Annotated in this window: 19 protein-coding genes; 8 read left to right on the forward strand and 11 right to left on the reverse strand. The window is 63.4% G+C overall.

Features of this window, described 5'->3' with window-relative positions:
• Positions 1-42: 42 nt before the first annotated feature.
• The 7 genes from GOB90_RS05000 to GOB90_RS05030 form a co-directional block, all read right to left on the reverse strand.
• Positions 43-1,290: a pyruvate dehydrogenase complex dihydrolipoamide acetyltransferase gene (locus tag GOB90_RS05000; RefSeq protein ID WP_146886638.1), complete on the reverse strand. Its 1,248-nt coding sequence runs from the start codon at positions 1,288-1,290 to the stop codon at positions 43-45.
• A gap of 10 nt (positions 1,291-1,300) precedes the next feature.
• A complete protein-coding gene (locus GOB90_RS05005) occupies positions 1,301-2,659 on the reverse strand; it encodes a pyruvate dehydrogenase complex E1 component subunit beta (protein WP_146886640.1) in 1,359 nt (452 codons plus the stop codon).
• 6 nt (positions 2,660-2,665) lie between these two features.
• The gene (pdhA, locus tag GOB90_RS05010) at positions 2,666-3,655 is read right to left on the reverse strand and encodes a pyruvate dehydrogenase (acetyl-transferring) E1 component subunit alpha (RefSeq protein ID WP_242011804.1); all 990 of its coding nucleotides are present in this window, start codon (positions 3,653-3,655) and stop codon (positions 2,666-2,668) included.
• A 98-nt stretch (positions 3,656-3,753) separates the two neighbouring features.
• On the reverse strand, positions 3,754-4,275 hold the full coding sequence (moaC, locus tag GOB90_RS05015) for a cyclic pyranopterin monophosphate synthase MoaC (protein ID WP_146886644.1): 522 nt from the start codon (positions 4,273-4,275) through the stop codon (positions 3,754-3,756).
• A 33-nt stretch (positions 4,276-4,308) separates the two neighbouring features.
• Positions 4,309-5,151 (reverse strand): indole-3-glycerol phosphate synthase TrpC, encoded by an 843-nt coding sequence (gene trpC, locus GOB90_RS05020; protein WP_373322144.1) that lies wholly within the window; start codon positions 5,149-5,151, stop codon positions 4,309-4,311.
• 162 nt (positions 5,152-5,313) lie between these two features.
• Positions 5,314-6,441 carry an anthranilate phosphoribosyltransferase gene (gene trpD / locus GOB90_RS05025; RefSeq protein WP_146886648.1) on the reverse strand — a complete coding sequence of 376 codons (1,128 nt, stop codon included), beginning with the start codon at positions 6,439-6,441 and terminating at the stop codon, positions 5,314-5,316.
• Positions 6,442-6,474: 33 nt separating this feature from the next.
• Positions 6,475-7,071, reverse strand: a complete 597-nt coding sequence (locus tag GOB90_RS05030; protein WP_146886692.1) for an anthranilate synthase component II — start codon at positions 7,069-7,071, stop codon at positions 6,475-6,477.
• Positions 7,072-7,241: 170 nt separating this feature from the next.
• Here GOB90_RS05030 and GOB90_RS05035 point away from each other — a divergent pair, with 170 nt between their 5' ends.
• A complete protein-coding gene (locus GOB90_RS05035) occupies positions 7,242-7,838 on the forward strand; it encodes a nucleoside 2-deoxyribosyltransferase (protein ID WP_261765930.1) in 597 nt (198 codons plus the stop codon).
• Here GOB90_RS05035 and GOB90_RS05040 read toward each other — a convergent pair.
• A complete protein-coding gene (locus GOB90_RS05040; protein WP_146886652.1) occupies positions 7,801-9,162 on the reverse strand; it encodes an RsmB/NOP family class I SAM-dependent RNA methyltransferase in 1,362 nt (453 codons plus the stop codon). The two genes, GOB90_RS05035 and GOB90_RS05040, sit on opposite strands and share 38 nt — an antisense overlap.
• A gap of 74 nt (positions 9,163-9,236) precedes the next feature.
• On the reverse strand, positions 9,237-10,721 hold the full coding sequence (gene guaB / locus GOB90_RS05045; RefSeq protein WP_146886654.1) for an IMP dehydrogenase: 1,485 nt from the start codon (positions 10,719-10,721) through the stop codon (positions 9,237-9,239).
• Between the two features lie 393 nt (positions 10,722-11,114).
• Here guaB and GOB90_RS05050 point away from each other — a divergent pair, with 393 nt between their 5' ends.
• The 6 genes from GOB90_RS05050 to GOB90_RS05075 all read left to right on the forward strand — a co-directional run bounded on the left by GOB90_RS05050 (position 11,115) and on the right by GOB90_RS05075 (position 21,486).
• Positions 11,115-11,645: a UPF0262 family protein gene (locus GOB90_RS05050; protein ID WP_261765931.1), complete on the forward strand. Its 531-nt coding sequence runs from the start codon at positions 11,115-11,117 to the stop codon at positions 11,643-11,645.
• Positions 11,646-11,684: 39 nt separating this feature from the next.
• Positions 11,685-13,151 (forward strand): siroheme synthase CysG, encoded by a 1,467-nt coding sequence (cysG, locus tag GOB90_RS05055; RefSeq protein WP_146886656.1) that lies wholly within the window; start codon positions 11,685-11,687, stop codon positions 13,149-13,151.
• A gap of 7 nt (positions 13,152-13,158) precedes the next feature.
• Complete coding sequence (locus tag GOB90_RS05060; protein ID WP_146886657.1) at positions 13,159-13,749, forward strand: TerC family protein; 591 nt, start codon at positions 13,159-13,161, stop codon at positions 13,747-13,749.
• Complete coding sequence (locus tag GOB90_RS05065) at positions 13,746-15,704, forward strand: lytic transglycosylase domain-containing protein (protein WP_242011805.1); 1,959 nt, start codon at positions 13,746-13,748, stop codon at positions 15,702-15,704. The genes GOB90_RS05060 and GOB90_RS05065 overlap by 4 nt, the downstream gene beginning before the upstream one ends.
• Positions 15,705-15,868: 164 nt before the next feature.
• On the forward strand, positions 15,869-18,514 hold the full coding sequence (gene mutS, locus GOB90_RS05070) for a DNA mismatch repair protein MutS (RefSeq protein ID WP_146886713.1): 2,646 nt from the start codon (positions 15,869-15,871) through the stop codon (positions 18,512-18,514).
• 41 nt (positions 18,515-18,555) lie between these two features.
• The gene (locus tag GOB90_RS05075) at positions 18,556-21,486 is read left to right on the forward strand and encodes a [protein-PII] uridylyltransferase (protein WP_146886699.1); all 2,931 of its coding nucleotides are present in this window, start codon (positions 18,556-18,558) and stop codon (positions 21,484-21,486) included.
• Between the two features lie 52 nt (positions 21,487-21,538).
• Here the strand turns inward: GOB90_RS05075 and GOB90_RS05080 are convergent, their stop codons facing one another.
• Together GOB90_RS05080 and lipA are read right to left on the reverse strand one after the other, a co-directional pair.
• Positions 21,539-22,015 (reverse strand): type II toxin-antitoxin system RatA family toxin, encoded by a 477-nt coding sequence (locus tag GOB90_RS05080; protein WP_146886701.1) that lies wholly within the window; start codon positions 22,013-22,015, stop codon positions 21,539-21,541.
• A 1-nt stretch (position 22,016) separates the two neighbouring features.
• Positions 22,017-23,024 carry a lipoyl synthase gene (gene lipA / locus GOB90_RS05085; protein WP_146886703.1) on the reverse strand — a complete coding sequence of 336 codons (1,008 nt, stop codon included), beginning with the start codon at positions 23,022-23,024 and terminating at the stop codon, positions 22,017-22,019.
• A gap of 204 nt (positions 23,025-23,228) precedes the next feature.
• Between lipA and GOB90_RS05090 the strand changes: the two genes are divergently transcribed.
• Positions 23,229-25,511, forward strand: coding sequence for an ATP-dependent helicase (locus tag GOB90_RS05090; protein ID WP_173571931.1), 2,283 nt, complete (start codon positions 23,229-23,231; stop codon positions 25,509-25,511).
• Positions 25,512-25,525: the final 14 nt, after the last annotated feature.

Consider the following 25,525-nt stretch of genomic DNA (forward strand, 5'->3'; position numbering starts at 1 on the left):
TGTGTGCTCCTGAAGTCGTCTCTGACTGAAAGGCTTGATGTCTCAGACCACCAGGCTGATGGGGTTTTCGACGACGGAACGGAAAACCGACATCCATTGCGCGGCCAGGGCGCCATCGACGACGCGGTGATCGACGGAGATGGTTGCGGTCATCACGGTGCCTATAGCGAGGCTGTCGCCTTTGACGACCGGGCGTTTTTCGCCGGCCGCGATGGCGAGGATACCGGCCTGAGGCGGGTTGATGATAGCCGAGAAGGCGCTGATTCCGAACATGCCCATATTGGAGATCGAGAATGATCCGCCCTGGAATTCTTCCGGTTTCAGTTTGCCGGCGCGGGCGCGGGCGACGAGGTCTTTCGTCTCGTTGCTGATTTCGCGCAGGCTTTTCTTATCGGCGTTGCGGATGATCGGGGTGATCAGCCCGTCCGGGATCGAGACGGCGACGGAGATATCGACGTTCGGGTAATGGACGATGGCGTCCGGTGCATAGGACACGTTCATATCGGGGACGCGGCGCAGGGTGAGTGCGGTGGCCTTGATGAGCATATCGTTGACGGAGAGTTTGAACGCATCATCGCCTTCGGGCGGCGAGGCGGCATTCAGTTGCTGGCGGAGGCTGAGCAGCGCGTCCAGCTGCACATCCACGGAGACGTAGAAATGCGGGATCGTCGTTTTAGCTTCCGTCAGGCGGCGTGCGATAACTTTCCGCATTGACGACATCGGAACGGTTTCGGCTTCAGCCGGAAGGACCGCTGTTGCGGCGGGCTTTGCCGGGCCGCGTGTTTTCGCGTTCTCGACATCGCGTTTGACGATGCGACCGTTGGGGCCAGAGCCTTTGATGCCGCTGAGATCGAGACCGGCCTCTTTCGCGATCCGCTTTGCTAGCGGGGACGCGACGATCCGCCCGGTCGGCGTGGCGACCGGTTGCGGGGTTGACGCAGGCGCCATTTTTTGTGGCGCGGCGGCGGTTTTCGGTGTGGCGGCTGTGGCCTCCGGCTGTCTGACCGGTGCGGTTTTCGGCGCGGGAGCCTGCTCGGGGACGGCCTCGCCTTCCTCGATCAGGACGGCGATGGGGGTGTTGACGGCGACGCCTTCGGTCCCTTCGGGGATGAAGATTTTGCCCAGGATGCCTTCCTCGACGGCTTCCACTTCCATCGTGGCCTTGTCGGTCTCGATTTCAGCGATGACCTGACCGGGGCTGATGGTTTCGCCTTCTTTTTTCAGCCAGCGGGCGAGTTTACCTTCCGTCATGGTCGGCGAGAGGGCCGGCATCAGGATATCGGTAGCCATGACGTTCTCCTCAGACCAGTTTGCGGACGGCATCCACGACCCAGTCGGGCTGTGGCAGGGCCAGTTTTTCGAGGTTGGCGGCGAACGGCATCGGCACATCCACGCCGGCGACGCGGACGGGCGGCGCATCGAGCCAGTCGAAGGCGTGTTCGATGACCTGCATGACGATTTCCGCGCCGATTCCGGCGAACGGCCACCCTTCTTCGACGGTGACCAGGCGGCTGGTCTTTTTCACGCTTTCGACGATCGTTTCGGTATCGAACGGGCGCAGGGAGCGAAGGTTGATGACTTCGGCGTCGATCCCCTGTTCGGCCAGAAGGTCGGCGGCGGCGAGCGCGGTGCCGACGCTGATCGAGAAGCCTACGAGAGTGACGTCTTTGCCGGGGCGTTCGATCTTTGCCTTACCGATCGGCAGGATAAAATCTTCATCGACGGGACAGGGGAATTTCTGTCCGTAGAGAATTTCGTTTTCGAGGAAGATCACCGGGTTCGGGTCGCGGATGGCGGCGCGGAGCAGGCCTTTGGCGTCGGCGGCGGACCAGGGAGCGACGACCTTCAGGCCGGGGACATGGGCGTACCAGCTGCCGTAGCACTGGGAGTGCTGCGCGCCGACGCGGGATGCGGGGCCGTTCGGGCCACGGAAGACGATGGGGCAGCCCATCTGGCCGCCGGACATATAGAGGGTTTTGGCGGCAGAATTGATGATCTGGTCGATGGCCTGCATCGAGAAATTCATGGTCATGAATTCGACGATGGGTTTCAGGCCGGTCAATGCGGCTCCGACGGCCATGCCGGTGAAGCCGTGTTCGGTGATCGGCATGTCGAGCACGCGCTTTTCGCCGAATTCGTCCAGCAGGCCCTGGGAGACTTTATAAGCGCCCTGGTACTGGGCGACTTCCTCGCCGAGCAGGAAGACGTCCTCGTCGCGGCGCATTTCCAGCGCCATGGCGTCGCGCAGGGCTTCACGGACAGTGATTTCTGCTGTCTCGCCCCAGTCTTTTTCGGGTTCGGGGGCGGATTTTACCGGGGCAGCCGGGGGGCTGGCGGCTTCGGGCACCTGGGTCGCGGGCTTTTCCCCGGCGGCGGATTTCGGGGCGGTTCCGGTCGCTTCGGCGGGGGGCGTTTCGCCTTCCTCGATCAGGACGGCGATGGGGGTGTTGACGGCGACGCCTTCGGTGCCTTCGGGGACGAAGATTTTACCGAGAATGCCTTCCTCGACGGCTTCTATTTCCATCGTGGCCTTATCGGTCTCGATTTCAGCGATGACCTGACCGGGGCTGATGGGTTCGCCTTCTTTTTTCAGCCAGCGGGCGAGTTTGCCTTCCGTCATGGTGGGCGAAAGGGCCGGCATGAGAATCTGAACAGCCATAATGTATCAAGCCTCTACGAGCACGTCTGTGTACAGTTCGGACGGATCGGGCTCGGGGCTCGTTTCAGCGAACTCTGTCGCCTCGGCAACCACGGCCTTTACGCCGGCTTCGATTTTTTTCAGATTTTCTTCTTCGACACCGGCGGCCAGCAGCGCGTTGCGGACATGGTCGATCGGGTCGCGTTTCTGACGGATTTCATCGACTTCTGTGCGGGCGCGATATTTTGCCGGATCGGACATCGAGTGACCGCGATAGCGGTAGGTCGACATCTCGAGAAGGTAGGGACCATTGCCGGCGCGGCAGTGTGCGACGGCTTCTTTTGTCGCTGCGTTGACGGCCGACACATCCATGCCGTCGATCTGTTTGCCGGGGATGCCCCAGGGCTCGCCGTTGCGCCAGAGTTCTTTGGAGGCGGAGGCGCGTTCGACACTGGTGCCCATGCCGTAGCGGTTGTTTTCGATGACGAAAATGCAGGGGAGTTTGTGCAGGGCGGCGATGTTGAAGCTTTCGTAGACCTGGCCCTGGTTCGACGCGCCCTCACCGAAATAGGCCACGGAGACTTCGTCGGTTCCGCGGTATTTGTTAGCAAAGGCAAGGCCGATACCGAGCGCGACCTGGGCGCCGACGATGCCGTGGCCGCCGTAGAAATTCTTTTCCCGGGAGAACATGTGCATCGAGCCGCCCTTGCCGTGCGAATAGCCGGTGGCACGCCCGGTCAGTTCGGCCATGACGCCTTTCGGGTCCATGCCGGCGGCGAGCATCTGGCCATGGTCACGGTAGGAGGTGATGATTTTATCGCCCTGTTTCAGTGCAAGCTGAACCCCGACGACGACGGCTTCCTGTCCGATATAGAGGTGGCAGAAGCCACCGATCAGACCCATGCCGTACAGCTGGCCGGCTTTCTCTTCGAAGCGCCGGATGAGAAGCATGTCGTGAAAGGCATGTTCCAGTTCCTGTGTTGAGAGGCCGGGATCGTTTCGTCCCTGGGTGGCCATGCCCGCACCGTCATTCATAAACCGCGCTCCATTTACTCATCGCATGAAGAGTCGGCAGAGACGCCCGGAGAGGCGCTCTGTCTGGTCTTCGCCTGAATTCAGCCCGACTCGCCGGGCGCTACGAAAGTCCCGGACCGACCACCGGATTTTTGCATAAGGCGTATATCTCCGATACGCATTGTTCGATCCAAAGCCTTACACATGTCATAAACTGTTAGTGCGCAGACGGTCACGGCCGTCAGTGCTTCCATCTCAACGCCTGTGGGTCCCGTGGTTTTCGCCACGGCTTCAATTTCGATCCCGGAGGCATCCGGTTTGAGAAAAACCTTGAGGGATGTGAGAAAAATCGGGTGGCAGAGCGGGATGAGATCAGAGGTTTTTTTGCCCGCCATCAGGCCTGCGATCCGGGCGGTGGCGATCACATCACCTTTTGGTGTGTTGCCGCTCACGATCAGGTCGAGAACATCCGGTCTGATGTCGATACGACCACGGGCGGTGGCGGCCCGCTCCGTATCAGGCTTGGCGGAGACATCCACCATGACCGCGTTGCCCGCGGCGTCCAGATGGGTGAGGCCCGGCTTTGTCGCGGCTGCCCGGCTGTCTTCGCCGGGAGGAGACATCGGTTTGTGCTCTGTCACAGGTTTTGACAGGGCTTAGCTGTTGCCCAGCAGCGCGCGGATGCCCGCGCCCGGATCGGGGTTGCGCAGCAGGGATTCTCCGACGAGGAAGCCGCTGGCGCCGACGGCGCTCAGGCGCTGGACGTCCTCGTGTGTTTTGATGCCGCTTTCCGAGACGATAATTTTATCCGGCGGGACGAGCGGCGCGAGGTTTATGGTCGTCTGAAGATCGGTCCTCAGGGTTTTGAGGTCGCGGTTGTTGATCCCGATCAGAGACGTGTCGAGCACGAGTGCGCGGTTGAGTTCGTCTTCGGAGTGGACTTCCACGAGAACATCCATGTCCAGGCCCTTGGCGTGATCGACGAGGTCGGCGGCTTCCTCGTCGGTCAGGATGGCCATGATGAGCAGGATGCAGTCGGCGCTGATCAGGCGGGTCTCGTAGACCTGCCAGGGATCGACGATGAAGTCCTTGCGGAGGATCGGCAACTGACAGCCGTTACGGACGGCAACGAGATCATCGGGGCTGCCGTGAAAGCAGGAATTTTCCGTCAACACGGAAAGGCAGGCGGCGCCGGCGGCTTCGTAGGATTTCGCGATGGCGACGGGGTCGTACGGGTCACGGAGCAGGCCTGCGGAAGGCGAGGCTTTCTTGATTTCTGCGATCAGGCCCGGGGTCTGGTCGGCGGTTTTTTCCTTGAGCGCCCGGCCGAAACCGCGCGGTTGAAAATCGATTTCGCGCGCTTTCGCTGAAATTTCTTTCAGGCTTGTCAGGGTTGAACGGTGAGCCACTTCGATGCGCGTCCGCGCGACGATGCGGTCGAGCACATCCGGAGCGCATTCGGCGACGTGCTCAAGAGTTTTATCCGGTGTCTCGTTCATCATATTTCTGTCTCGCAACTGGACGTGAATAACAACGCGCGACGTCTCGTGCGCAGCATGGCGTGAAAAACCGTCTGACGTTCGGAGATCCGGCCCCTGAAGGCATGATGGCGGATCGTGGCGTTGCAGACGGAAACTGTATATCCGGCCCCGGTCATTGCCTTATGACACCTGCCCGTTGCCGGGCCGCGATGTGCTGGCGCGGGTCGCGTTCAGGACGGCCAGGGCGGCGCCGTTATCGAGCACATGGGCTGCCGAAGATACCAGACTCTTCAGCGCGGCGGGAACGATCCGGTTGTCTTTCAGAAGCATGCCCTGTCCTGCCACATGCAGGGCGCAGGCAGCGTTCAGCAGGACTGTATCGCGGTACGGACCTTTGCTGCCGTGCAGCAGGGCTTCGAGAGCGGCGGCATTCTGAACCGGGCCGCCGCCTGCGATGGCGGAAACGGGGGCTTCGGGGAGTCCGGCCATGTCGGGGGTCAGGCTGAAGCTGAAACGGGTACCGTTTTCGAGGGCTTCGACGTGGGCAGGACCGGCGAGCGTGACTTCATCGATGGTGCCAGCGGTTCCATCCGGATGATCGCCCGGGATTTCGCCGCAGACGCACCAGATGCGCTCTGATCCGAGCTTTTCAAGGGTATCGACGATCGGTTTCATCCACTGCATGGAGGAGACCCCGATGAGCTGCCGTCTGACCTGTGCGGGATTGGCGAGCGGGCCGATGAAGTTGAAGAGCGTGCGGATGCCGAGGGCTTTGCGGGCGGAGGCGGCGTGCCGCATGGCGGGATGGTGTTCGGGGGCCGACAGGAAGGCGAGCCGGCGGTCGCGCAGATCTGCGCCCAGTGTGTCGGGGTCTGTCTTCAACGGCACGCCGAGCGCTTCGAGCACATCCGAGGCGCCGGAGAGGGAGGACAGCGCGCGGTTGCCGTGTTTGGCGACCGGGACGCCGAGTGCGGCCAGAACGAACGAGACGGCAGTGGACACGTTGAGGGTGCCGTGGCCGTCGCCGCCGGTTCCGCAGACATCGATGGTGCCGGCGGGTGCGTTCGGGACGGCCTTCATCCTGGCGCGCATGGCCCGGACGGCGCCGATGAGTTCCTGAGGCTGTTCGCCGCGCACGCGCATGGCCATCAGCAGGGCGGCGATGCGGGATTCACCGACGAGACCGTCCATGATCAGACCGAAAACGTCCTCGGCTTCCTGTTCGGAAAACACTTTTCCTGTGGCGGCGGCTGTCAGAAAATCCTGAAAGCGGCGTTCGCCCTGCGCCGGAACGGAGGATGCGGGCATTATGCGGCATCCTGAGAGAGCATTGTCATCGGTTCAGGCGGCTCGCGACAGATCGTGCCACTGGCGGGCGATGGACAGGAAATTCCGCAGAAGATCGTGCCCGTTTTCCGAGGCGATGCTTTCCGGGTGGAACTGCACGCCGTGGATCGGGAAATGCCGGTGTTTCAGGCCCATGATGATGCCGTCTTTTGTCCAGGCGGTGCGTTCCAGCACATCCGGGCAGGTTTCGGGCTCGACGATGAGGCTGTGATAGCGAGTAGCCTGGAAGGGATCGGGCAGTCCTGCGAAGACGCTGGTGTTTTCGTGGAAAACGGGGCTCAGCTTCCCGTGGACGGGTTTCGGGGCGCGGGCGACTTTGCCACCATAGACCTGGCCGATGGCCTGATGGCCCAGGCAGACACCGAGGATCGGGGTTTGCGGGCCGGCGGCGCGGATGAGATCGCAGCAGATGCCGGCTTCGGTCGGGGTGCAGGGACCGGGTGAGATGACGATGGCTTCGGGCCGGAGGGCGATGGCCTCTTCGACGGTCAGGGCGTCGTTACGGCGGACGTCACACTCGGCTCCGAGTTCACCGAAATAGTGAACGAGGTTGAATGTGAAGCTATCATAATTGTCGATCAGCAGGATCATGACATTATGATGGCCTTCACACCGGCTGCGGTCAAACATTGTTGATATCCGGCTGTGGTGTTTCATCCGAATTCAGTGAGTTTCCGTTTATGCATCCGACTGAAAAACAGCGCTGTTCTCCCGCTCGGGCGACCGATGACGTTAACCATTCGGCGGGACCGGTGCGCGGGGTGAGACGGCGTCCACGAATCTATCTTGCGGGAGATCTGGTTTTCCGGCCCGGGGCGGAGGCGATCTTTGCCGGCCTGAAACAGATCTGCGCCGAAGCCGGGCTTGAGGGGGTCGCGCCGCTGGACGGGCAGATGGATCTGAGTGGTCTGGAACCGGGATTTGAGACCACGATGGCCATTATTTCGGCGGATCGCGGGCTGATGGACGGATGCGATGCAGGGCTGTTCTGTCTCGATCCGTTCCGCCGGGCGGCGGATATGGACCCCGGGACGGCGGTGGAGATCGGCTATATGGCCGCGCAGGGGAAGCCGCTCTGCGGCTACACGGTGGACGGACGGTTTTATCCGGAGAAGGTTCGGGACTACTGGCGCAAAGCCTGGGGGGCGGAATTGCAGCGGCGGTCGGGTGCTGGCGGGAGCGGCGATCTGGAGGACACGGATGGGATCATCGTGCATTCCGAGGGCATGGTTCAGAACGGGATGACCGAGGGGTTCATCCGGCTGTCCGGTGGTACGGTAGGGGTTGGGGCGACGCTGTGTGAGGCCGCCCTGTCGGCGATCAGGGTGCTGGCGGAGCGTCTGCTTCCGGCGGAGTGACCGCCGGTTCGGTGATGGTGGGTTCAGTGATGGCGGGTTCGGCTTTTCGTTCGAGGACGGCGGCGAAGAAACCGTCGGTTTCGTCTTTTGCGGGAGAGAGCGAGAGGATCGGAGAGTCCCGGAACCGCTCGGGGATCTCGGCTGTGTCCGGGGCGACCAGTGAAAAATCGCTGTTGCGGGCCATGAACGCGTCGATCTGGTTGCGGTTTTCGGCGTCGAGGATCGAGCAGGTGGCGTAGACCATGCGACCGCCGGGACGCACCAGGGCGGCGGCTCGGTCGAGGATGTCGGCCTGCTTGACGGTGAGTTCCTTCAGGTCCCGTTCTTCGAGCCGGACGCGGGCGTCCGGGTTACGGCGCCAGGTGCCGGTTCCGGTGCAGGGGGCATCGACGAGGACGCGGTCGAAGGATTTCGCGCGGCGTTTGGCCCATTTGTCGCCGGGGGTGAGCAGATGGCGTTCGACGTTGTGGGCTCCGGCGCGGCGGAGGCGGCGGACGGCGCCGTCGAGACGGGGAACGGAGACATCGCAGGCGATGATGTGGCCGCGATTCTGCATGGTCATGGCGATGGCGAGCGTTTTGCCCCCTGCCCCGGCGCAGTAGTCGAGGACGCGCATTTCGGGTGTGGCGCCGAGCATGGCGACGACGAGCTGGCTGCCTTCGTCCTGGATTTCGACGAGGCCGTCTTTGAAGGCGGCGCTGCTGGTGACGGGCAGACGGCCCGGCAGGCGCAGGCCCCAGGGGGAGAGCGGGGTCGGTTCGGCGTGGAGGCCCTCGCGCATGAGTTTTTTGCGGACGGTTTCACGGTCGCCGCGCAGGGTGTTGACGCGGAGATCGAGGGTGGCTTCCTGGCCCAGGGCTTCCAGTTCTTTTTCCAGATCGGCGCCGAATCGCGCCTGGAGGTGGGGGAACAGCCAGTCGGGGATTTCGAGCCTTACGGCATCGGGCTGCTGTTCTGACGGGTCGGCTCTGGCGATGCGGTCGAGCGTGTGGCGTTCGTTCTGGGTGAGCGCGCCGGGCGCAAAGCGGCCTTCGACGAAAGCCTGGGAGATGGCGCCGGGGGTTGAGCCGGTCAGGATCTGCCGGCTGGCGATGCGCAGGCGTGGCGTTGGCTCGCCACCGGCGCGTTCGATGAACCAGGCGGCGCGACGCCAGTGACGGAGGGAATCCCAGACCAGGGCGGAGATGGCTCTCCGGTCGCCGCCGCCGATAAAGCGTCGTTCACGGAAAAAGCTGTTGGCGACGGCGTCGGCGGGGCGACGGGGCGCGGCGTCCATTTCCGCCAGCAGGTCGATGGCGGCGGCAAGCCGGGCGGAGGGCGTCATACGTGATCCTGGTATCCGGGAGAGAGCGGGTGGTGCCGGACGGCGGCGGGTGCGCCGTCCGTCCGGCGGTACGATCAGTCGCGCCGGTAGTTTGGTGCTTCGCGAGTGATCGAGACATCGTGGACGTGGCTTTCGCGGAGGCCGGCATTGGTGATGCGGCGGAAGCGGGTTTTTGTCTGGAGTTCTCCGACCGTGTTGCATCCGGTGTAGCCCATGCCGGCTTTCAGGCCGCCGACGAGCTGATGGACAACGGGGCCCATGGCGCCTTTGTAGGGCACCTGGCCTTCGATGCCTTCCGGCACCATTTTGCGGGTGTCCTTGACTTCGTCCTGGAAGTAGCGGTCGGCGGAGCCGCGCGCCATGGCGCCGAGGCTGCCCATGCCGCGATAGGATTTGTAGGAGCGGCCTTCGTAGAGGAAGACTTCTCCGGGGGATTCGTCGGTGCCGGCGAGCAGGGAGCCGACCATGACGGCGTCGGCGCCGGCGCCGATGGCCTTGACGAGATCGCCGGAGGTGCGGACGCCGCCGTCGGCGATGGCGGGAACGCCGAGTTCATGACAGGCGGCGGAGGTTTCGAGCACGGCTGAGAACTGCGGGACGCCGACGCCCGCGACGACGCGGGTGGTGCAGATCGAGCCCGGACCGATGCCGATTTTCACGCCGTCGGCGCCGACATCGATGAGGGCGCGGGCGGCTTCCGGGGTGGCGACGTTGCCGGCGATGACCTGGACTTCGCTGCCGGCGCGTTTAATGCTTTCGACGGCGCGGAGGACGCCGGAGGAATGGCCGTGGGCGGTGTCCACGACGAGCACGTCCACCCCGGCTTCGATCAGGAGGCCGGCGCGTTTGAAACCGTCCTCGCCGACGCCGGTCGCGGCGGCGCAGCGGAGGCGGCCCATACCATCTTTCACCGCGAGCGGGTGGGTGACGGCTTTATCCATGTCCTTGACGGTGATGATGCCGATGCAGCGATGGGCGTCGTCCACCACGAGGAGTTTTTCGATACGGTGTTTGTGCAGGAGTTGCCGGGCGGTGCTGGCGTCGGCGCCATTGCGGACCGTGACGAGATTCTCGCGGGTCATGAGTTCGCTGACGCGCTGGCCCGGGTCGTTGGCGAAGCGGACGTCTCGGTTGGTGAGCACGCCAACGAGTTTCTGCGAGGAGGGCTCGATGACGGGCAGGCCGCTGATGCCGTGATGGCTCATGATGGCGCGGACTTCGGCGAGGGTCTGATCTGGGCCGACGGTGACGGGGTTGACCACCATGCCGGATTCGAAGCGTTTGACGCGACGGACCTGTTCGGCCTGTTCGGCCGGCTCGAGGTTTTTATGAATGACGCCGAGGCCGCCCTGCTGGGCCATGGCGATGGCCATGGCGTCTTCGGTCACGGTGTCCATGGCGGCGGAGACCAGCGGGATATTGAGGTCGATGGTGCGTGTCAGGCGGGTGCGGGTATCGGCGTGGGCAGGCAGCACGTCGGAGGCTGCCGGGACAACGAGGACGTCATCGAAAGCGAGGGCTTCGGTGATACGATCGTAAAGTGAACCTTTTGAAGCCATGGCGCGGGGACCCCTGATTGCGTGCTGCGGGCGTCCCGATTCCATTTTCAGGGCGGCTGCCCTGTGCACAATCGTATTTGCCAGCGGACACGGGCGACGACGAAGCCGGCGCGGCGTGTCCCGGGCGGAACGATGTGTCAAGCGAGCCTCGGGTTCCCGACCGTTGGCGCTTCCTCATAAGTACAAGGGATACGGCTGACAAGAAAAACACGCGGTCTTTTGGCGATTTTTTTACCGGGAGGGCCTGCGCGGGCGCACAGGGATACTATCTGTACATTTTGCCGGAGATTTAGTGCGGGGCCTGTGGCACATTGCAGGGTTGCTCTTTTATGGCTGAGCGGGCGACCGGAAAACAACAGGGGCGCAAAGCTCCGACAGGGCCGGAGACAGGGTGTGGGTTTATTTCATCACAGCAGGGGCCGTCGGGACGAGCCGACGCTTCCTTCAGAACGGCCGGACGCGCTTATGGGCGTTGTGCTGGCCTCGGCGCTCGGGCCCGCGGTGGACGCGCATCCGGAACGTGTGAAGGACCGGGAGCAGGCTATTCTCGATCTTTGCCAGACGGCGCATTTTCGCCCGGAGGGGCTGACGGGTCCGTTTATTCTGCATCTTTCGGTCAGCGGGCATTCGGGGCTGGTGTTCGACGTTCATAATGAAGAAGACACGCCGCTTTATACGTATGGGATTTCTCTTTCGCCTTTCAGTCGCCTTATCAAGGATTACGCGCTGATGATCGAGAGTTTTGAGCTGGCGATGGAGGAGGGCAACCGCACGAAGGTTCAGGCGATCGATATGGGGCGGCGGGGTGTTCATGACGAGGCGGCGGAGCTGCTGACGGAGCGGCTGAAGGGGAAGATCGCCATGGATCTGCCGACGGCGCGGCGGCTGTTTTCGCTGATGTGTCTGCTGGCTCAGAGGCGGTAGGCCGGTTCCTCGTGAGATCTGAAAGGATGTGCGCCGTCGATGACTGAGGCTGCTCCCGGCGCCGAGGCGCTGATGCCCTGGTTTCCTGTTACACTGCGGATGGATTCCGCCGCGTCCGCGCTTGTGGTCGGTGGAGGCGGTATCGCGGCGAACAAGGTCGCGCTGCTGGCGACGACGGAGGCGGCTATTACCGTGCTTTCGCCGGATCTCAATGCGGAGCTGGTCCGGCTCGTGGCGCGGGGGCGGATCTCTCATGATCCCGTTCCGGTTTCGCGGGAGGTTCTGGGGAAGCATCTGCCGGGGAAGCGGCTGGTCTTCGCGGCGACGAATGATCGCGCGGTGAACCGGCTGGTCGCGGAAATGGCCCGGGGGATGAACATTCCGGTCTGCGCGGTCGACGATCCTGATCCCTCGACGTTTATTACGCCCGCGATTGTGCGTCGTCCGCCGGTTCTGGTGGCGATTTCCACTGCCGGGGCGGCTCCGGTTCTGGCGCGGCGTCTTCGGGAGCAGATTGAGAGTCTGTTACCGGCGCAACTGGGGCGGATGGCGCGGTTTATGCAACGTCTGCGTCCGGCGGTTGCGGCGCTGCATCCGGTGGCGGAGACGCGCAGGCGGGTGTGGGAGCGGTTTCTGGACGGGATCGGAAGCGAGCAGGCGCTGGCGGGCGATGAGGCCGGGGCGCGGCTGACGCTGGAGCGGGAAGCCCGGGGCGAGACCGGCTCCGGAGAGGTGTGGCTGGTCGGCGCGGGGCCGGGAGATGCGGATCTTCTCACGCTGAAGGCGCTGCGGCTGATGCAGAATGCGGACAGTGTTCTCTACGATCATCTTTTGCCGCCTGAGATTCTGGAGCGGGTGCGACGGGATGCGGAGCGGGTGTTTGTCGGCAAGCAGCGCAGCGATCATGCGTTACCGCAGCCGGCGATCAACGATGAGCTGATCCGGCGGGCACGGGCGGGCGAGCGGGTATTGCGTCTGAAGGGGGGCGATCCGTTTATTTTCGGGCGTGGAGGCGAGGAGATCGAGGCGCTGATGGCGGCGGACATTCCGTTCCGCATCGTGCCGGGAATTTCGGCGGCGAACGGGTGTGCCGCGTCGGCGGGGATTCCGCTGACTCATCGGGATTGCGCGCAGTCCTGTCTGTTTCTGACCGGTCATGCGCGGGCGGACGGGACGCTGGATCTGCCGTGGGACACCATTGCCCGGCGCGGGCAGACGGTGGTGATTTACATGGGGCTCGGCGGCATTGCGATGCTGTGCGAGCGGCTGATGCGGCATGGTCTGCCGCCGGACTGGCCGGCGGCTGTTGTGGAAAAGGGTACGCAGCCGGATCAGCGGGTGGTTGTCGGGGATCTGCGGTCGCTGCCGGAGCAGGTCATGGCTGAGGTATTTCGCAGTCCGTCGCTGATTATTGTGGGTGAGGTTGTGCGGCATCGGGTAGTGTCACGGTCTGTTTCGCCGGATGTGACGGCGGGTACTGGTGGCGGCCCACCGGAGGTTGTATAGCCGGATTATGTTCTCGCTTTCCTCTCTGATGGCTCTCCTCCAGGTCGTTCTGATCGACATTACTCTGGCCGGGGACAACGCTGTTGTTGTTGGTCTTGCCGTCAGGCGGCTTGAGGCTTCGCAGCGCAGAATCGCGGTTCTGACAGGTGTTGGCGCGGCGGCGGTGATCCGGCTGGCGCTGGCTGTGGTCGCGACGAAGATGCTGGCGATCATCGGGCTGCGGTTTGCTGGTGGTCTTTTGCTACTCTGGGTCTGCTGGAAGATGTATCGCGAGCTTCGCAGACCGGATGTTCATGACGAGGATGGCGCGCCGGCTCCGGGGGCGCTCCGGAGCGCCATTATCCGGATTATCGTTGCCGATCTGTCGATGAGCCTGGATAATGTGCTGGCCGTTGCCGGGGCGGCGGGCGAGCACATCTGGGTGCTGGTGTCCGGGCTCGCTATTTCCGTGATTCTCATGGCGGTTGCGGCGACTGTGATTGCGCGTCTGCTCGACCGGTATCGCTGGATTGCCTGGGTTGGCCTGCTGGTTGTTCTGGGGGTTGCCATCGAGCTGATCGTGGGCGGCGGGCATGAGGTTCTGGAGCATGTGACTTGACCGGGCGCCGGCTTCGCCTGATTGCGGTGACGGCGGGGCTGTCCGCCTGTTCCGCCGCGCCGCAGACCGGACCGGCGGTGGTGTCGCCTCCGGCCTGGCCGACGGAGCAGCAGGCGACGACGGCCGCTGTGTCAGATGATGTGGCCGCACGGCTGACGGTCTGGCTTCGGCTGACAGGTCCGGGCGATCCCGCGATTCCCGCGAAAACTTACGCGGATTTTCTGGCCACACGGCCCGTGTGGCCGCGCTGGCATATGATCGAACTGCGTTATCAGGCGGCGCTTGCTGCTGAACCCGATGATGCGGTTGCCTCGGCCTTGTGCGGCGAGCGCCCCCCTGCCACGGCGAAGGCGCTGAGCCGCTGTGTGGGTGTGGCCGGAAAGACGCCTGCGATGCGGGATGCGGCGCGCGCGATCTGGCGCAACGGGGCGGAGGGGGCCGGGGACGCCGCGCTTGTGCGGTTGCTGTTCGCCGCCGATCTGACGCCGGGGGACAGCTGGGAGCGGTTTTTGCGGGAGGAGCGGACCGGGCAGCTGACGGCGGCGGCGCAGACGGTGAGTTCTCTCCCGGCGGACAGGGCCGGGCTGGCGGCGGCACGGCTGGCGTTTCGCAGGAATGACGCCGATGCGGAAACGGCACTGAGCGCCCTGCCCGCCTCTGAGGCGTCCGATCCGATGCTGGTGGTCGATCATGCGCGCTGGCTTCGGAAGGCGCAGCGTGAAGACGATGAGCTGGCTTTGTGGAAGACGCAGGGTTTCGCGGTTGAATCGGAGGCGCCGGCGTCTGCCAGGGGTGCGTTCTGGACGGAACGGGATGCGCTGGCGCGCGATCTGCTGGCGGCGGGACGGGCGCAGGATGCGTTCACGCTAGCGGATGACACGACGCAGACGGACGACACGAAGCGGTGGAACGCGGCGTTTCTGGCCGGCTGGGTTTCTCTGCGGCAGTTGCATAATCCCGCGCAGGCCGAGGCTTTTTTCAGAAAGATGACGGAGAGTCGTTCGCTTCTGACGCGCAGCGGCGGGTATTACTGGCTTGGTCGCGCTCATGCGGAAATGGGCAATATGTCGTCGGCCACGGCTGACTGGCAGCGGGCGGCGGAAACGCCTCAGACGTTTTACGGTCAGATGGCTGTCGCGGCGCTGGCGCATGGGGGCACGACGCTGCTGTCTCCGGCGCAGCCGTGCCCGGCGCTCCGGGATGCGTTGCAGCGCTGGCAGCGGACGACCCGGGGTGGCGCGGATGTGACGGCGACGACCGTGCATGTGGACGGCAGCGACCTGGCGCAGGCGGCGCAGATTCTGGTGTCGTGGAACGACCGGGCGCATGCGCGTGAGTTTCTGAATCTGTTGCTGGCGCAGGATAATGAGCCGTCGGATCAGCGGGCTGTCGCGGAACTCGCGGTGAAGCTGGGGATACCGGATATCGGAGTCGCTGTGGCGCGGAAGGCGAGCATGCGGGGCGTATCGATGCCGGACATGGGGTGGCCGGAGCCGTTTGCCGAACCTTCGACGGATCTGCCTCGCGGGCTGCCGCTCGGGCTGATGCGGCAGGAGAGCAATTTCAATCCGGATGCGGTGAGTTCGTCGGGGGCGATCGGGCTGATGCAGCTGCTGCCCGGCACGGCGCGGGATATGGCGCGGGCGACCGGGGCAGGAAGTCTGAATGTGGCGGAGCTTCATGCGCCGTCCGTCAATATTCAACTGGGCACGGCTTATCTGGACCGGATGTATAAGAAATTTGACGGTGTGGTGCCTTATACGGCGGCGGCATACAATGCCGGCCCGCATCGGGTCAGTCAGTGGCTGGAAGCGGGTGGCGATCCGGCACGGACGGGTGCGGACCAGGACGCGCTGATCGACTGGATCGAGCAGATTCCGTATTCCGAGACCAGAAGTTATGTAAAACGCGTGTGGGAAAGCATGGTTGTTTATTCAGTCCGCGATCAGGGCTGACGGGGTCGGCAGCGAAAATCCGCCCGGTGGACTCTGTGGCCGGTGGTTGCTGTTATCTGCCCTGCCCGTTCCGCTTCGGAGAGTGAATTTTGAACACAGAGACCGAGGATCAGGCCCCGGCGCCGTCAGCACGCAGACTGTCGCCTGAGGGGGCCTCGCCCGCGATGGCGCAATGGTTTGCGCTGAAGGCCGAAAATCCGGAATTTCTTCTGTTTTTCCGGATGGGCGATTTCTACGAGTTGTTTTTTGACGATGCGATTGCGGCTGCTTCGGCGCTCGACATTGCGCTGACGGCGCGGGGGTCGCACGGGGGGGAGCCGATTGCGATGTGCGGGGTGCCGGCGGCGGCGGCTCCGGCTTATCTCTCCCGGCTGATCCGTCGCGGGTTTCGGGTTGCGGTTGCGGAGCAGACGGCGCAGGCGCCTTCGAAGAAGGCGGGAAAGGGGGGCAAATCCGGGCCGGCTCAGAAAGGTCCCCTGCCCCGCGCTGTTGTCCGGCTGGTGACGCCGGGCACGCTGACCGAGGATGAACTGCTGGAGCCGGGGCGGTCCAATCTGCTTGTGGCGCTGGTGCCGGGCGGTGGCGGGCGCGGAGAGGCCGATTTGCGTGGCGTTGCGTGGATCGACATTTCCACCGGGCAGTTTGAGACGGCATCGTGCGCTCCGGGCGAGCTGGGGCATCTGCTGGCACGGCTTGATCCGGCGGAGATCCTGGCGTCGCAGGACTGCGATCTGGGGGAGTATGAATCCCGGCGTCATCCGGGGGCGGCGGTGCCGCCGGCTCATGCGGCACGGGCGCGGCTGGCGGAGACGTTCAGCGTGGCCAGTCTGGATGCGTTCGGCACGTTTACGGATGCCGAGGCGGCGGCGGGTCTGATGGCGGTCGAGTATATCCGGCGGTCTCAGGCGGGGTCGATGCCGCGTCTGTCGCATCCTCAGCCCCAGGCGGACCGGGATACGCTGGGGCTCGATCCGGCGACGCGGGCCAGTCTCGATCTCCTGCGGGCGCGGGATGGCGGTGTTGAGCACACGCTGTTTTCGGCGGTGAACCGGACGGTGACGGCGGCGGGCGCGCGGCTGCTTTCGACCTGGATCGCTGCGCCGCTGACCAGCCCCGAGCGGATCGGGGCACGGCAGGCCTGCTGGGACTGGCTGCGGCATGACAGCGCCAGCCTGGAAGCGTTGCGTCAGGTTCTTCGCGGAGCGCCTGATATTGACCGGGCGCTGGGGCGGCTCTCGGTCGGTCGGGGGCAGCCACGCGATCTGGCGACGTTGTGGGATGCGGTGAGTGCGGCGCACAGGGCGGCGGCCGTGCTGGAATCGGTAAAGCACGGGACGCGGCCGCCGCTCATGGAAACGGCGCTGACGGCTTTGCGTGGCGCGGGGGCACTGGAAGGGGAACTGGAGCGGGCGCTGGCGGATGAACTCCCTGCCCGGCTTGAAGACGGCGGGGTGATCGCGGCTGGTTATGACGGCGAACTCGACGCGCACCGGGCCTTGCGGGATGATTCGCGTCGGGTGATCGCGACGCTTCAGAACGAATATGCACAGCGTTTTGGCGTGGCGAGTCTGAAGATCCGGCATCATGCACAGCTTGGCTATGTCATGGAGGTGCCGGTCGCCGCCGGGGCAAGGCTGCGGGAGCGGGACGATCTGAGTTTCCGGCAGGGCACGACGGGTGCGGCGCGGTTTGCGACTGAGGAACTGATCGATCTGGATTCCCGGATCAGCGAGGCGACCGAGCGGGCCGCCATCCGGGAGCGGCAGATTTTCGGGGCACTGGTTGCCAGGGCGCTCGATGACAGGGAGTTGCCGCCGCTGGCGCGGGCGCTGGCGCTTATGGACGTGGTGCAGTCATGCGCGGGGCTGGCGACGGGCGGAACATGGTGCCGGGCCAGGATCGATGACGGTACGGCGTTTGATCTGACGGCCTGTCGTCATCCGGTGGTTGAGGCGGCGCTGGGGACGGGCGCGCGGTTTACGGCCAATAACTGCTCTCTGGAGGCGGATCATCGGGTGATGCTGCTGACGGGGCCGAATATGGCCGGGAAATCGACATTTCTGCGACAGAACGCGCTGGCAGTGATTCTGGCTCAGGCGGGGCTGCCGGTTCCGGCGAAGGCGGCTCATATCGGGGTGGTTGACCGGCTGTTCTCGCGTGTCGGCGCATCTGACGATCTGGCGCGGGGGCGCTCGACCTTCATGGTTGAGATGACGGAGACGGCGGGCATTCTGAATCAGGCGGGGCCGCGTTCTCTGGTTGTTGTTGATGAGATCGGGCGCGGGACATCGACGCTGGACGGGTTGTCGATTGCGTGGGCGGTGCTGGAGGCGATGCACTCGACGCTGCGCTGCCGGACGATTTTCGCGACCCATTTTCATGAGCTGGCGCAGCTTTCGGAAACGCTGCCCCGGCTTTCCCCGCATACGATGGCGGTGCGGGACTGGAAGGGCCAGGTGGTGTTTCTGCACGAGGTTGTTCCGGGTTCGGCGCGGAAGAGCTGGGGCGTGCACGTGGCGCGGCTGGCGGGTGTGCCTCTGCCGGTGGTGAATCGTGCGGCCCGGCTGCTGAAGGAACTGGAGCAGGAACATTCCGTCGGGCAGCGTCCCCTGCCACTGTTCGATGATTTACCGGCGGCGTCTGAGGCGCAGCCGGAGGGCCGGAATGGCAGCGAAAATGTCACACGGGAGATTTTCGAGCAGGTGCTGGGCCTTGATCCTGATTCTTTGTCTCCCCGCGACGCGCTTGCCGCGCTATATCATCTGAAGAATGCGGCGCTTGAAACCGAAAATCGTCTGGCCCGACCATAGTTTCCCCTTCCCTCCGGATTTCCGAGCCTGATCTGAACACTATGTCCAGTCTTCAAACAGTTGCTTCTCCTGTCGTTTCAGAGGTTTCTCTTTCCGGTGGCGACGGTTCGTTATGTCCTGAGCTGCTGGCGGACAGCCTGTCGGCCGCGCTGCACGATGCGGGCGGCCCGGATGGCACGCCACCGCCCCGGGATATGGCCCTGACCATTTTCCGGCGGCATCTCGGGCGGTATCAGACCGATGTGCGGGCGCAGTTCGAGAACCGCGAGATCAAGGGCGTGGATGCGGCGAAGGCCCTGGCGGCGTATGCTGATGTGCTTGTGAAGGCGCTGGCGGAGTTTGCCGGGACGGCTCTGGGGTTCGGGCAGGAGGCGCTGGACCAGATCGTGGTTGCGGCGACCGGTGGTTATGGCAAGAGGCTGCTTGCGCCGTTCAGTGACATCGATCTGCTGTTTCTGACATCCGAGCAGCCGTCGGCCGATGTTCTCAGTCTTGTTGAATATATCCTGTATTTTCTGTGGGATATGGGGCTGAAAGTCGGTCATGCGACGCGCTCGATCAGCGAATGCGTTGCGCAGGCGGAGCAGGATACGACCGTGCGGACAGCGCTGCTGGATGCGCGGATGCTGATCGGCAGTTTCAGTCTGTTCGCGATGTTTGAGGCGCGGTTTATCGTGGCCTGCGTTGAGGCGGGGTCGGCGCGGTTTATCGCTGACAAGCGGGCCGAACGGGCGGAGCGGCATCGCCGGTTCGGGGACAGTCCTTATCTTGTTGAGCCGAATATCAAGGAAGGCCGGGGCGGTTTGCGGGACATGCAGACGCTCTACTGGATGTGCCGGTATATTTTCGGCACCCGGCATGTGTCCGATCTGCTGGCACCGGAATTTACCCGGCTTGGTTTTCTGACCGAGCAGGAAGCGGCGCGGGCGCGGCGGTCCTGGGATTTTCTGTGGACGGTGCGGCTGCATCTCCATTACGTCGCTGGTCGTGGCGAGGACCGGCTGACTTTCGACATGCAGCCCGTGGTGGGCGGACGCATGGGCTATACGCGGCACGGGCGGCAGAACGGTGTCGAGCGGTTCATGCGGCACTATTTTCTGACGGTGCGCGAGGTCATGCGGCTGACGCATGTGCTGGAGCCGACGATCATGCGGGTGGCGCTGGGGCCGGCGGCGCATGTGATGAAGGCGGACGACGCGATGCGTGAGGCGGGCTTCACGCTGATCGACGGCAAGATCCTGGCGGACCGGGGGGTATCGTTCGAGGCTGAGCCACTGAAGATGTTCGAGTTGCTGGAATGGGCGCGGCTGCGTCATCTGGCTCTGCATCCGCTGGCACGTCAGCAACTGATCCGGTGGGAGCGCAGGGCTTCGACATTGCGGTCGAACCCGAAGGCGGCGGAGATTTTTCTGGATCTGCTGTGCGATGACCGTCCGACGCGGCTCAGGCGCCCGGCTGCCCGGGAGAAGAAGGACGAGCTGGCGGTTTCTGAGACTGAGCAGAACAGTCATCTCGACCATGTGCACTGGCTGCGGGTACTGAATGAGACCGGGCTGTGGGGCGGGCTGATCCCGGAATGGTCACGCATTGTCGGGCAGATGCAGTTCGACACGTATCATATCTTCACGGTCGATGAGCACACGATCGAGGCCATCCGTATTCTGCGCTGTGTCGAGAACGGCACGATGGCGGATGAGATTCCGGTTGCTTATGAACTGGCGCGGGGCATTCAGTCACGGCGGGCGCTTTATATGGCGGTCATGCTGCATGACATCGCCAAGGGGCGTGGCGGCGATCATTCCGAACTGGGTTCGGAGATCGCTCTGGAGCTGTGTCCGACGCTGGGGCTTTCCGGCGAGGAGACGGAGACGGTTTCGTGGCTGGTGCTCCAGCACCTGCTGCTGAGTCATACGGCGTTTCAGCGCGACATTGATGATCCGAAGACCATTCTGGATGTGGCGGATGTGGTGCAGTCGCCGGAGCGGCTGCGGCTGCTTCTGCTGCTGACGATCGTGGATATGCGGGCGGTCAGTCCGCGCGTGTGGAATGCGTGGAAGGCGACGCTGCTTCGGGAGCTTTATACGCGTGTGGCCGAGGTGCTGGAGGGCGGACTGGCGACGCCGGAGCGCGATATGCGTGTGGCGCATAGCAAGGCGATGCTGGCTGAGTTGCTGGCTGAGGAAGGTGCCTCGAAGGCTGAAACGGATCATTTTCTTGAGCTTGGCTATGCGGGGTACTGGCTGTCCTTTGACCAGGAAACGCAGCTTCGTCATGCGCGTCTGATCCGTGAGGCGGAGGCGCGGTCCGCGCCGTTTGTGATCGAGACGCAGCCCCTTCCCTCACGCGGGGTTACGGAAGTGACGATCCATACGCAGGATCATCCGGGGCTTTTTGCTGAGATCGCCGGGGCGATGGCGCTTGCCGGGGCCTCAATCGTGGATGCGCGGATTCATACGCTGACCAACGGCATGGCGCTGGATACGCTGTGGATTCAGGATGCGTCGGGCGAGGCGTTCGATGAGCCTCACCGTCTTGCCAGGCTGTCTGCTCTGGCGGAGCGGGCATTACGGGGCGGGCTCGATATTGAGGCGGAGATCAGGAAGAATCAGCCGGGCCTGACGATGTCACGGACGCGGGCTATCCACGTGCCGCCACGTGTTGTGATCGATAACCGGGCGTCCAATTCGCATACCGTCGTGGAGATTAACGGGCGTGACCGGTCCGGGCTGCTGCATGACGTGGCCAGCGCCCTGAATGAGCTGAAACTTCAGATCGGGTCGGCGCATATTACAACTTATGGCGTTCGGGCGATCGACGTTTTTTATGTAAAAGATCTTTCTGGCCTGAAGGTGACGGACGAGCGGCGCCTCGCGCATATTCGCGAGCGGCTGCTGACCGGTCTGAAAAAGGCCGAGGAGAAGATCAATCCTGGCTATCATGAGTCAGAACTGACTGCGGATCAGCCGGAATAAGGTGGTTTTCCCCGTGAGTCTGTCTGGTGGAATGACCTGACGGGTGTTTGTTTCAGAGTGCGGGGCGTACTCTGCCGGCGGGTAGTGCCGCGAACTGTGACGGGCCGTAAATCTCTCTGGCGCGTTTGATAAACGCGGAGACCATGAGGCGGACGGCCTCGTTGAACACGACGCCGATGGCTGCCTGGAGCAGACGCGAGCGGAACTCGAAATCGACGAAAAAATCGACGAGGCAGCCTTTTGGGTCTGCCGTAAAGGTCCAGACGTTATTGAGGTAACGGAACGGGCCTTTTTCATAGGTCACGCGGATGACGCGGGGGCGGTCGAGCGTGACGCGGGAGGTAAAGGTTTCGCGAAACGGTCCGAACCCGACGGTGAGGTCGGCGACGAGTTCCTGCGATGTTTTCGATTTTACCCTTACATTTGTGCACCAGGGCAGAAATTTCGGATAATTAGCGACGTCGGCAACGAGATCGAAGATCTGTTCCGGTGTGTAATTAAGAACACGACGTTCGGAATGGGTGGGCATATCAACAAGGTTCCGCGTGAGCTGGGTGCGTCGGAGCGGGCGCGGCTTTTTGCAGTTGCGCGTCTCTGGCGGCGCGCAGGGCGGCGAAGTCGGCGTCTGCGTGATAGGAGGAGCGGGTCAGCGGGGTGGAGCTGACCTGAAGGAAGCCTTTGACACGGGCCATGGCGGCGTAATCGTCAAACTCCGCGGGTGTGACGAAGCGGGCGACGGCGGCATGTTTGACGGTGGGCTGGAGGTACTGGCCCATGGTTATGAAATCTATGTCGGCGATACGGAAATCGTCCATGACCTGCGCGACTTCCGCTTTCTCTTCGCCAAGTCCGAGCATCAGGCCGGATTTGGTGAAGATCGAGGGGTCAAGCTGTTTGACGCGATCGAGCAGGCGGACGGACTGGTAGTAACGCGCGCCGGGGCGGATCGTGGTGTAGAGCCTGGGGACGGTTTCGATATTATGATTGAAAACATCCGGGCGGGCGGCGACGACGATTTCGAGGGCGCCGCGTTTGCGCAGGAAGTCCGGGGTGAGGACTTCGATTGTCGTTTCCGGCGAGGCGGCTCTGATTGAGGCGATCACCTGCGCGAAGTGGTCGGCGCCTCCGTCCGCGAGGTCATCGCGGTCAACGGAGGTAATGACGACATGCCTCAGCCCGAGCTTTGCCACGGCGTCTGCGACGCGGGACGGCTCATCGGCATCGAGCGCGCCGGGCAGGCCGGTGGTGACGTTGCAGAAGGCGCAGGCGCGGGTGCAGATCTCGCCCATGATCATCATGGTGGCGTGGCGCTGTGACCAGCATTCGCCAATATTCGGGCAGGAGGCTTCTTCGCAGACCGTGACGAGGTTGTTGTCGCGCATGAGCTGACGCGTCTCGTGGTACACGGGGTGGCCCGGCGCCTTGACCCTGATCCAGTCGGGCTTGCGCGCGATCGGGTTATCGGGCCGGTGCGCCTTCTCGGGATGGCGGGGCGCCTGGGGATTTTTGCGATGATCGATCAGAACGCGAACGCTCATTGGGTTCCTGTCCGGGCGCGAGAAGAGATTTCTAACAAGTGAGACGAGCGCGATCGATCGTCAAGCGCTGTCTCCGCAAGGCGAGGGCAAGGTTTCGCGAGCAGACAGCGGCGTGCCCTCCGTGATAGGGGTTATGCTCGTCCGTCCGGCCCCTGCCCGTCTTTACAGACATGTCATGGTTGCAAAGCGTCTTATTTTTGCAACATGTGTTTCGGAGCAGTCTTCCGGGCTATCAGTTCTGCCAGCCCGAAGAGTCCCGTGACCACGCAATCTCATCTCGAACGCCTTAATCCTGAACAGCGCGCTGCTATTGAGACCACGGAAGGGCCTCTGCTTGTTCTTGCCGGCGCCGGCACGGGCAAGACGCGGGTGCTGACGACGCGGTTCGCGCATATTCTGCTCTCCGGGCATGCAAAGCCGTGGCAGATCCTTGCGGTGACGTTCACCAACAAGGCGGCGCGGGAGATGCGGGAGCGGATTTCGGCGCTGATCGGCGAACCTGCCGAGGGGCTGTGGCTGGGGACGTTCCATGCCCTGTGCGCGCGGATGCTGCGCCGGCATGCGGAGTATGTCGGGCTGACGAGCGGGTTTCTGATTCTGGACACGGATGATCAGCTTCGTCTGGTGAAGCAGGTTGTGGAACCCTGGCGGATTGATGTGAAGCGCTGGCCGCTGCCCGGTCTGCTGGGGGTGATTCAGCGCTGGAAGGATCGCGGACTGACGCCGGACCGGGTGACGGGGGCGGAGGATTGCGGATATGCGGACGGACATGCGCGGGCGATTTACGCGGCGTATCAGACGCGGCTTCGTGAGCTGAATGCCTGCGATTTTGGCGATCTGATGCTCCATATTGTCGAGATTCTGCGGACGCGGCCGGACGTGCTGGAGCAGTATCATCGTCTGTTCCGCTATATTCTGGTGGATGAGTATCAGGACACGAATACGGTTCAGTATCTGTGGCTGCGTTTGCTTGCGCGGCGGGAGGGTGCTCCGTCGAACATCTGCTGCGTGGGGGATGACGATCAGTCGATCTACTCCTGGCGGGGAGCGGAGGTTGAGAATATCCTTCGGTTCGAGAAGGATTTTCCGGGTGCGAAGATTGTCCGGCTGGAGAGAAATTACCGTTCGACGGCGCAGATCCTGGGGGCAGCGGCGGGGCTGATCGCGCATAATGACGGGCGGCTGGGCAAGACGCTTCGTCCGGGGCGGGAGGATGCGCAGGGGCTGCCTGTACAGATTATCAGCACCTGGGATTCGGACGCCGAGGCGCGGGATGTGTGTCAGCGGATCGAGACGTTGCGGCGTGACGACCATGCATTAGGTGAGATGGCCATTCTGGTGAGAGCCGGTTTTCAGACGCGGGCGTTTGAGGAGCGGCTTGTACAGTTCGGTATTCCTTACCGGATTGTCGGTGGTCTGCGTTTCTATGAACGGGCTGAAATCAGGGATGCGCTGGCTTACATGCGGGTGCTGATTAATCCGGTGGATGATCTGGCGTTCGAGCGGATTGTGAATGTGCCTAAGCGTGGCGTCGGGACGGCGGCGTTGCAGAAGCTGCATGCCGAGGCGCGCGCAAGGCGATCCGGGCTGGCGGAAGCGGTGGAGAGCCTGTTGCAGTCGGATGGATTCCGGGGGAAATCCAGGGAGCGACTGGCTTCTCTGATGGATGTGTTTTCAGGGCAGCGTCGAACTCTTGAGAAAGAAGGCCATGTCGTTGCGGTGAACGGACTGCTTGAGGACAGTGGCTATCTTGAGATGTGGCGCAATGACACCTCTCCGGATGCGCCGGGGCGGCTGGAGAATCTGAAGGAGCTGGTCCGGGCGCTGGCTGATTTCGGGACGCTTGGCGAGTTTCTGGAGCATGTCTCGCTGGTCATGGATGCCGAGGGCGCGGCGGAAGAGGCGCGGGTTTCGGTCATGACGCTGCATGGCGCCAAGGGGCTGGAGTTTGACACGGTGTTTCTGCCGGGCTGGGAGGAAGGCGTCTTTCCTTCCCAGAGAACGCTGGACGAAGGTGGCGACAAGGGGCTGGAGGAGGAACGGCGGCTTGCTTATGTCGGCATCACGCGGGCGCGGCATCGGGCGGTGATTCTGCATGCGGCGAGCCGGCGGATTTATGCGAACTGGCAGGAATCCATGCCGAGCCGGTTTCTGGATGAGTTGCCGGATGAGTATGTCGAGCGCGAGGGCGAGACGCCGACGCGGCGGGACCGGCAGGATTATTCCGGGTTCTTTAGCAACAGTGTGTTTTCCGACAGTCAGAACAGCACGATGGCGCCGCTTGTTGCGAAGCGGCGACGGGTTTCTCCGGTGCATGAGGATCTGATGAACAGCGCGCCGCAGATTGAGGTGGGCGTGCGGGTTTTTCACCAGAAATTTGGATCTGGCGTGGTGGTCAGCGCGGATCGCGGGGCGACTGAGGTGGCGTTTGAGGAGTCCGGCACGCGGCGGGTGATGTCGTCCTATTTGCAGGTTATGTCGGACTAAGATCGGACGGCGTC

Source organism: Acetobacter oeni, from assembly GCF_011516825.1.
GTDB lineage: Bacteria > Pseudomonadota > Alphaproteobacteria > Acetobacterales > Acetobacteraceae > Acetobacter > Acetobacter oeni.

What these genes read in the sequence shown, in the direction of transcription:
- GOB90_RS05000 (WP_146886638.1), bottom strand. Translation starts at nt 1,290, where the DNA reads ATGGCTACCGATATCCTGATGCCGGCCCTCTCGCCGACCATGACGGAA.
- GOB90_RS05005 (WP_146886640.1), bottom strand. Translation starts at nt 2,659, where the DNA reads ATGGCTGTTCAGATTCTCATGCCGGCCCTTTCGCCCACCATGACGGAA.
- pdhA (WP_242011804.1), bottom strand. Translation starts at nt 3,655, where the DNA reads ATGGCCACCCAGGGACGAAACGATCCCGGCCTCTCAACACAGGAACTG.
- moaC (WP_146886644.1), bottom strand. Translation starts at nt 4,275, where the DNA reads ATGTCTCCTCCCGGCGAAGACAGCCGGGCAGCCGCGACAAAGCCGGGC.
- trpC (WP_373322144.1), bottom strand. Translation starts at nt 5,151, where the DNA reads ATGAACGAGACACCGGATAAAACTCTTGAGCACGTCGCCGAATGCGCT.
- trpD (WP_146886648.1), bottom strand. Translation starts at nt 6,441, where the DNA reads ATGCCCGCATCCTCCGTTCCGGCGCAGGGCGAACGCCGCTTTCAGGAT.
- GOB90_RS05030 (WP_146886692.1), bottom strand. Translation starts at nt 7,071, where the DNA reads ATGATCCTGCTGATCGACAATTATGATAGCTTCACATTCAACCTCGTT.
- GOB90_RS05040 (WP_146886652.1), bottom strand. Translation starts at nt 9,162, where the DNA reads ATGACGCCCTCCGCCCGGCTTGCCGCCGCCATCGACCTGCTGGCGGAA.
- guaB (WP_146886654.1), bottom strand. Translation starts at nt 10,721, where the DNA reads ATGGCTTCAAAAGGTTCACTTTACGATCGTATCACCGAAGCCCTCGCT.
- cysG (WP_146886656.1), top strand. Translation starts at nt 11,685, where the DNA reads ATGACTGAGGCTGCTCCCGGCGCCGAGGCGCTGATGCCCTGGTTTCCT.
- GOB90_RS05060 (WP_146886657.1), top strand. Translation starts at nt 13,159, where the DNA reads ATGTTCTCGCTTTCCTCTCTGATGGCTCTCCTCCAGGTCGTTCTGATC.
- mutS (WP_146886713.1), top strand. Translation starts at nt 15,869, where the DNA reads ATGGCGCAATGGTTTGCGCTGAAGGCCGAAAATCCGGAATTTCTTCTG.
- GOB90_RS05075 (WP_146886699.1), top strand. Translation starts at nt 18,556, where the DNA reads ATGTCCAGTCTTCAAACAGTTGCTTCTCCTGTCGTTTCAGAGGTTTCT.
- GOB90_RS05080 (WP_146886701.1), bottom strand. Translation starts at nt 22,015, where the DNA reads ATGCCCACCCATTCCGAACGTCGTGTTCTTAATTACACACCGGAACAG.
- lipA (WP_146886703.1), bottom strand. Translation starts at nt 23,024, where the DNA reads ATGAGCGTTCGCGTTCTGATCGATCATCGCAAAAATCCCCAGGCGCCC.
- GOB90_RS05090 (WP_173571931.1), top strand. Translation starts at nt 23,229, where the DNA reads ATGTGTTTCGGAGCAGTCTTCCGGGCTATCAGTTCTGCCAGCCCGAAG.